Here is a 7259-nt window from a genome sequence, read left to right on the forward strand (position 1 = left end):
CTCGTATGCGATGAAGAAGTACTCGAAGGTGTTCGGGAAGACGAGCAGCAGCGGACGCCAGTCGGTGAGTTCGAACAGGACGACGCCGGCCAACCGGTAGAAGAACAGGAACCGGAGTACGTCGAAGGCGGACCGGCTGGTCCAGTTCCGCATGGCCGAGAGATACGCGATGGACAGGTAGAACATGTCCATCGCCTTGTCGTAACTCTGGTAGCCGGGCGGGTCGTACCCGAACAACTGAAAGATCGTCTGGTCGACGCCGTCGAGGACCAGCGCCGCGACGATCGCCGGCAGCGGGAACCGGGGGATCAGCAGCGGCACACCGAATCGTGCGCCGACGACGACCAGGAACAGCAGCGTCTCCTGCTCGCCCATGGTGCGGATCCTTGCAGTTCGACGGGCACGGCACCACTGTCGACGGCCTCTTTCATCCGCCATGGATGAGTCATGTACCGGCGCTCACACGCGGACGCTCACAGGTGTACCGCTGCGCCCGGTCCCCACGGGATGCCGATGGCGTACCAGAGGATGTAGAACGCCGTCCAGGTCACCAGCAGGACCAGCGTGTAGGGCAGCATCATCGCCACGACGGTGCCGAGGCCGGCGCTCTTGCGCCAGCGCTGTACCTGCAGGACGACGAACGCCAGGTAGACCATCAGCGGCGTGACCACGTTCGCCGGACCATCGCCGACCCGGTAGCCGGCGATCACCGTCTCCGGCGCCACCCCCAGTCGCAGGAACAGCGGGATGAAGATGGGCGCCAGGATGGACCACTTGGGGATGACGCCGGGCAGCAGCAGGTCCACAACGAACACCAGCAGGACCAGGCCGATCAGCAACAGCGGGGTCGGGATGCTGGCGCGTTCCAGGGCCTCGGACAACTTCACCGCGATGACCTGGGCGATGTTGCTGTAGTTGAAGTACGCCAGGAACTGGGCGATGAGCACGAAGATGAAGATCAGGCCGCCCAGCCCGGACAGGCTCTTGGTGATCGCGGCGATCGCGTCGTTGGTGCCGGTCATGGTGCCCGCGCCCCGCCCGTACGCCCAGCCGGCGACCAGGAAGATCAGCATGATGATCACGATCAGGCTGTCCATGAACGGCGAGTCGTTGAACATCGACCCGGTCTCCGGGTCACGCAGTGGCGACCCGGGCGGCAGCAGGGCGAGCAGAACGATCGCCACCACGGCCAGCAGACCGAAAAGAGCCATCCGGAGGCCCCGTGCCTCGGCGGCCTTCGCCTGCGCGGTGGGCTCCTCCGCCGAGGCGGCGGCGTCGCCGGACATCTCACCGTCGTCGAACTGGCCGAGCTGGCGGCCCACCCAGAACTCGGCCACCAGGGTGATCACCAGCGTGACGAAGAGAGTGGCCCCGATGCCCCAGTACAGGTTGTGCGTGACGCTGATCGTCCGGGCCGGATCAACCAGGTGGATGGACTCGTTGGCGATCTCGGTGACGATGCCGTCCACCGGGGTGATCAGGAAGTTGACGCCGAAGCCGGCGCTGACCCCGGCGAAGGCCGCGGCGATGCCGGCGATCGGATTTCGTCCGATGCTGCGGAAGACCACGGCGCCCAGCGGTACGAGTACCAGGTAGCCGGCATCCGACGCGACGCTGGAGATCATGCCGGCCAGAACGATGATGAAGGTCAGTGTGGCCCGCGGGGCGACCTTGACGATCCGGCGGATGAGGGCGCCGATCAGCCCTGCCTCCTCGGCGAGCCCGACGCCGATCATCGCGATGATGATCACTCCGACGGCGGAGAAGTTGTTGAAGTTGTCGACGAACGAGGTGAACATGAATCGGATGCCGGAGGCGTCCAGCAGGTCCTGCACCGCGATGGTTTCCACGTGCGGGACGTAGTCAGCCGCACCTGGTGGCTCGCCGGTCGTCGCGAGGTCCGGCACGATGGAGCCGCCCGGATAGTACGGATAGTTGGCGTCGGGTGGCGGCGGTGGTTGCGGCGACACCACCTCGGTGGTGACGGAGACGTCCGTCCATGCCAGGATGGCCGACACGACGATCACGAGCAGGCATAGCGCCACGAACATGACCGCCGGGTGCGGCACCTTGTTCCCGGCCCGCTCGACCCCGTTCAGCAGGCGCTGGATCACGCCCCGCTTCTCGGCTGGCACCTTCGTGACGGCCATGGCGGCGTCCTTCCGACGGCAACTGCGGGTGGGTGGCGGGCGAAGCGGCTCAGGCCGGACATCAGCCGCAGTGACATGACGATGCCCAACGGGGCCGGTGGATGGAGGGCGGCACTCGCCGGCGACGCTGACGAGATCGTGGGCTCCGACATGGTCATCCCTTCGACGGCATCCACCTTGGACTGCCCGGGGGTTACGCGTCACGCTAGGACGATCGTGGGCGGGCAACCTCACCCGAATCGGGTGAGCGCCGCCCACATTTCGCGTCGCCGGTGGAGAGCCGACGGCGGACAACGTGGGGGAAGACCGGCGGTTCGTCCCGGACCGTCAGGGTCCGCGGAGGCCGCACTCATTCGTTTTGGGGGAGAGCACAAAACCGCCTGTTCTACCCACTCTGTCGGCGACTATGCCCGACCAGCAGTTCTGACGCTAGATTGTTAAGGGTGCCCAGCCGGCCAGGGGCCGCTCGGAGAGGACCGGCTGGCCCGCCCGGGGGTCGACATGCGTGAGGTATTGACTGATCAGCGTTTTCTGGTGCCGGTTCTGCCGCCACGGCATCTGTCCCGGCCGCGTCTGCTCGAGCGCCTCGACCAGGCGACGCCCGCGGTGCTCACCGTGCTGTCCGCCGGTGCCGGCGCCGGCAAGACCGTGTTACTCAGCGAATGGGCCCGGCAACATGATCCCCCGGTGGCGTGGCTCGCCCTGACCCCGTCCGACAACGACCCTCGGCGGTTCTGGCGGCTGTTCCTCGAGGCCGGGCGGGCCGCCGGGCAGAGTTACCCGACCGGCGCCTGGACGCCCGGCGGCACCGTGGAACTGATCGACTCGGTGCTGCGGCGTTCTGCCGAGCCGCCTGGGCGGCCGGTCTTCGTGCTCGACGACGCGCAGGTGCTGACACACCCGGAGATTCTGACCGGCTTGGACCGGATCGTCCTGCGCTGGCCGCATCGCATCAGGCTGGTCCTGGCCGTACGCAGCGACCCGCTGCTGCCGCTGCACCGCTATCGACTGGCCGGCCTGGTACGTGAACTGCGCGCCGCGGATCTGGCAATGACCGAGGCAGAGGTCCAAGACCTGCTCGACCGGCACGGCATCCGACTGCCCGGCGACGACCTGCGGACGTTGCACCGGCGAACCGAGGGATGGCCGGCCGGCCTGCGGCTGGCGGCGATGCGGATGGCCGACACCGAACGGCCGGCCGAGTTCGTCGCGCTGCTCGCGATGGACGAAGGCAGCATCGGCGAGTATCTGACGGCCGAGGTGCTGGCCGCCCTGCCCGAGCAGATGCAGTCCCTGCTGATACAGACCAGCTTCCTCGACGAAGTGACCGGCCCCCTGGCGGAGGCGGTCACCGGCATCCCGAACTGCCGGTCGGCGCTGACGGCGCTGGCCCGGACCAACTCGTTCGTGATACCGGTCGATCGGTCGCGTACCACCTTCCGCTACCACCCGCTGTTCCGCGAGATGCTGCGCCAACTTGCGCGTGGCCAGCCGACCGAGTTCCAGCAGAATCAGTACGCCCGCGCGGCGGCCTGGTTCCGGGAGCAGGGTGACATGTGGAACGCCCTGCACTGGAGTGTGCAAGCCGGCAACGGGGCCGCCGTCCGGTCGGTGCTGGCGCGGGGCGGCCTGGCGCAGGCGTTCGTCGGTCACCAGGATCTGATAATTCCCGGCCTGGCGGAGTTTGCTCACGACCACCCGCCAGGCGACGCCTCGCCGGCCGACCTGGCCGAGTTCAGAACGACGCAGCGCGCGATCCTGGCGATCGTCACCGATTCTGCGGCCGTGGAGCGCCTGGACGACGTGCCGGCGGGCGACGGGCCGGCGGACCAGCCGGTGCCGCCCGATGATCCCGAGGTGACGGTCACCGCGCTGGTGTCCGACATGATGCTCGGCGAGAAGATCGCCGACTTCGGCATCGTCGACGCCGCGGCCGCGCGGCTGCTCTCCGACGAGAACCTGCGGGCGTCCGTCGACGCGGTGCCGGGCCTGCGGTCCAGCACGCTGCTCGCCCAGGCCCGGGCGAGGTTCAGCATCGGCCGGGTGGCGGACGTGGACCCGCTGCTGCGCCAGGCGATGGCCGCCGTGCCGGTGAACGGGACACCGGTCGCGCAGCTGGAAGCTCTGTCCATGCTCGCCTTTGTGAGCGTCTCGGCACGTCCACGGCATGCCGACGACGCGATCGAGCGTGCCGAGGCGCTGCTGAGCCGCCATCCCGCGCTGGCCAGGCCGGTGATTCTGGATCTGGCCATCGCGCGCCGCGCCCACCTCGGGGCGGATCTGGCGACGATGGCGGAGGCGATGCGACGTCTGCAGGCTGCCGGCCCGCACTACGCCGACGCAGGGCAGGCGGCGACGGTGGCCTACGTACAGGCGACGCTGTTCGTCGCACAGGGGAAACTGGCCCGGGCGCAGGTCCTGCTGCGCGATGATCCGGCGGTGAACCGGACGGCCGTCGGTCTGTTCGGCGTGATTCGCGACCGCGACCTGGCGGAGATCGACACCGCGTTGGGCCGGCCCCGATCGGCGTTGCAGCGCCTGCACCGCCACCGCGGCACCGCCGAAGAAGTGGTCGCCCAGGTGGCTGCCGCGCGGGCGTATCTCGCGCTCGGCGAACTGGACCGGGCGGCGGTGTCCGTCCGGGCCGTGATGACCATGCCCAGCCCGCACGTCGACCGCCTGCTGCTGGTCGACGCGGCGCTCTGCGAGGCCGAGGTCGCGCATCGCCGCGGCGACGAGGGCCGCGCCGCCGAGCTGCTCGACCGCGCGCTGCAGATCGCCGACGGCGACATCGTGCTGCCCTTTGTGCGGGCCACGCCCGCCCTGGAGCCGGTGCTCAGCCGGCACCGGACGCTCACGGCGCGCTGGCCGGCGGTGGTGGCGCAGGTCCCGCAGCCGGGTCCCGTGCCGCCGGATCACGATGAGCTCGCCGACGCTCTCACCCACCGTGAGCAGGCCGTGCTGCGGCTGATGGCGACCAGCATGTCGACCACGGAGATCGCCGACGAACTGTGCCTGTCGATGAATACGGTCAAGACCCACCTGGCTGCCATCTACCGCAAGCTCTCCGTCGGCCGCCGGCGCGAGGCGGTCTTCCGGGCCCGCGAGCTGGAACTGCTCTGAACCTCATGCAGTTCGGATGACGCACGACGCGGGCCACGCAAACAAGCTGGGAGCATGCCACTGGCGAACTGACGGAGGCACCGATGCTCCCTTGCTATGAGATCCGGTTGACCCATCCGGAAGGCGCGTCGCCGCACGAGTTCTTCGGTGACCTGACGGTGACGGTCGACGGGGACGTGGTGCTGATCACCGGCCGGCTCGACCAGTCCGGGCTGCACGGGCTGCTGGAGCGGGTCCGCGCCTTGCGGTGGCGGCTGCTGGAGGTCCGCCGGACCCGAAGTCGGCCTGGCCGAGGCTGAGGAGATGAGCGTGTCCGACACGTACGAGATCAGGGTCGTCGGCGCTCTCGGCCCGGTCGGCCGGTCCGCCTTCGCCGACCTGGCCGTCGACGTGGAACCGGTCGCGACGGTGCTGTCCGGCGCTCTGACGCAAGCCGAGCTGCATCTGGTGCTGGACCGGGTACGGGACCTCGGCCTCGAGCTGATCGACGTCAAGCTCGCCCGTCCCGGGCCACCGGACTAGCCGGTGGCCGGCCGGACTCCTGTCCACGGGCGGTGGGATCCCGCAACCGCTAGCGATCGGCTCCGGACGCGTCGGGCCGGAAGGCGGCGGCCGCCGCGACGGTCTCAACGATGCCGATCGACACGAAGAAGACGGCGGCGAAGGTGATGAAGTTGGCCACGCTGGCCACCCGCCAGATCAGCACGGCGCCCGCGGCCGGAATGGCAGCGATGCCGATGCGGAACCGCCACCCGGCGAGGGGGTCGTCGGCGCCACCGAAGAGGTAGGCCGGGCTGCCGAAGAGCCATCCGACGCCGACGACGAGGGCGAGCAGCAGCGCCGCGACGGGCAGGTGATGCAGGCATGCGATACCGACGGCGGCGGTCAGGACACCCAGGATCACGGCCGTCACCCGGTAGGACTTCGGGTACATGGTGATGATCAGGCTGAGCGCCGCCCGTACGAGGCCGGTCACCACGAGATTGATACCGAAGAGCGCGCCGGCGATGTTCAGAGCCGGCTCCGGCGCGGCCAGCACGGCGAAACCGAAGCCGATCGGGACGAGGCCCAGGGCCAGCCTGAGTAGCCGCCAGGCAACCCCTTGGTCGTACGGGCGGTCGACCTCGTAGTCCACGTCGCCGCTCTCCCTGCTGTGGGGCCATGGAGGAGCGTTCAGGGTTCGGATACCACGACGGTCGCGCGGCTCGGCGATCCGTCGCGGTGGTATTCCAGCGTGACCGTGTCACCGGATTTGTGGGTGCGGACGGCCACGAGCATCTGGTCGGTGCTGTTGACGGCGGAGTCGCCGACCTTGGTCACCACATCTCGCTCTCGCAGTCCGGCACGCGCGGCGCCGAAACCGGGTAGCACCTGGTCCACCAGTGCGCCTCGAGGAAGCCCGGTCGAGCGGGCCATCTCGTCGGTGACACTGACGGTGAGCAGCCCGACGACGGGATGGGTGGCACGTCCGGTACGGATGAGCTGCCCAGCGATCGACTGGGCGAAGTCGATGGGGATGGCGAAGTTGAGGCCGATGCTGCCCCCGCCGCCGTCGGGTGTCTGGGCGCCGGCGGTGTTGACCGCCACCTGCCGGCCCGAACAGTCGACCAGTGGACCGCCACTGTTGCCGGGGTTGACCGCAGCGTCGGTCTGCACCCCGTTGACCAGGGTGGCCGGTTCATCACCCTGGCCGACGTTCACATAGCGGCTGAGAGCGCTGACCACCCCCGCGGTGATCGTGCCGTTGAGGCCCAGCGGAGAGCCGGCCGCGACCACCGGCTGCCCGACCACGAGCGCGGCCGAGGCGCCGATGGTGATCGGTGCCAACGGGACCACGCCCGGCTTGACCCGGAGCACGGCCAGGTCCGTCGCCGGGTCTCGACCGACGACGGTGGCCGCGACCTGCGCGGGTCCTCGAGCGAAGTCGACGGTGATCGTGCCGCCGATGGCCGGTGCGATGACGTGATCATTGGTCAGGATGTTGCC

General features: G+C 69.3%; 6 protein-coding genes and 1 pseudogene. 3 read left to right on the forward strand and 4 right to left on the reverse strand.

Features of this window, described 5'->3' with window-relative positions:
• Both AB0M20_RS18765 and AB0M20_RS18770 read right to left on the reverse strand, forming a co-directional pair.
• Nucleotides 1-375 (reverse strand): annotated as a pseudogene (locus tag AB0M20_RS18765) (hypothetical protein); the annotation flags it as partial.
• 98 nt (nt 376-473) lie between these two features.
• Nucleotides 474-2150, reverse strand: a complete 1677-nt coding sequence (locus AB0M20_RS18770; protein ID WP_364299709.1) for an AbgT family transporter — start codon at nt 2148-2150, stop codon at nt 474-476.
• Between the two features lie 534 nt (nt 2151-2684).
• Between AB0M20_RS18770 and AB0M20_RS18775 the strand changes: the two genes are divergently transcribed.
• The 3 genes from AB0M20_RS18775 (at nt 2685) to AB0M20_RS18785 (ending at nt 5795) form a co-directional block, all read left to right on the forward strand.
• Nucleotides 2685-5273 (forward strand): LuxR C-terminal-related transcriptional regulator, encoded by a 2589-nt coding sequence (locus AB0M20_RS18775; protein WP_364299711.1) that lies wholly within the window; start codon nt 2685-2687, stop codon nt 5271-5273.
• A gap of 83 nt (nt 5274-5356) precedes the next feature.
• Nucleotides 5357-5572 (forward strand): hypothetical protein, encoded by a 216-nt coding sequence (locus AB0M20_RS18780; RefSeq protein ID WP_364299713.1) that lies wholly within the window; start codon nt 5357-5359, stop codon nt 5570-5572.
• 10 nt (nt 5573-5582) lie between these two features.
• On the forward strand, nt 5583-5795 hold the full coding sequence (locus tag AB0M20_RS18785) for a hypothetical protein (protein WP_364299715.1): 213 nt from the start codon (nt 5583-5585) through the stop codon (nt 5793-5795).
• 49 nt (nt 5796-5844) lie between these two features.
• On the opposite strand, the gene AB0M20_RS18790 is transcribed toward AB0M20_RS18785, so the two are convergent.
• Complete coding sequence (locus AB0M20_RS18790; protein ID WP_364299717.1) at nt 5845-6408, reverse strand: hypothetical protein; 564 nt, start codon at nt 6406-6408, stop codon at nt 5845-5847.
• 38 nt (nt 6409-6446) lie between these two features.
• Nucleotides 6447-7259, reverse strand: an 813-nt coding sequence (locus AB0M20_RS18795; RefSeq protein ID WP_364299719.1) for a trypsin-like peptidase domain-containing protein, incomplete at its 5' end; no start/stop codon positions are given.

Source organism: Actinoplanes sp. NPDC051633, assembly GCF_040681735.1.
Classification (GTDB): domain Bacteria; phylum Actinomycetota; class Actinomycetes; order Mycobacteriales; family Micromonosporaceae; genus Actinoplanes.

What these genes read in the sequence shown, in the direction of transcription:
- AB0M20_RS18770 (WP_364299709.1), bottom strand. Translation starts at nt 2,150, where the DNA reads ATGGCCGTCACGAAGGTGCCAGCCGAGAAGCGGGGCGTGATCCAGCGC.
- AB0M20_RS18780 (WP_364299713.1), top strand. Translation starts at nt 5,357, where the DNA reads ATGCTCCCTTGCTATGAGATCCGGTTGACCCATCCGGAAGGCGCGTCG.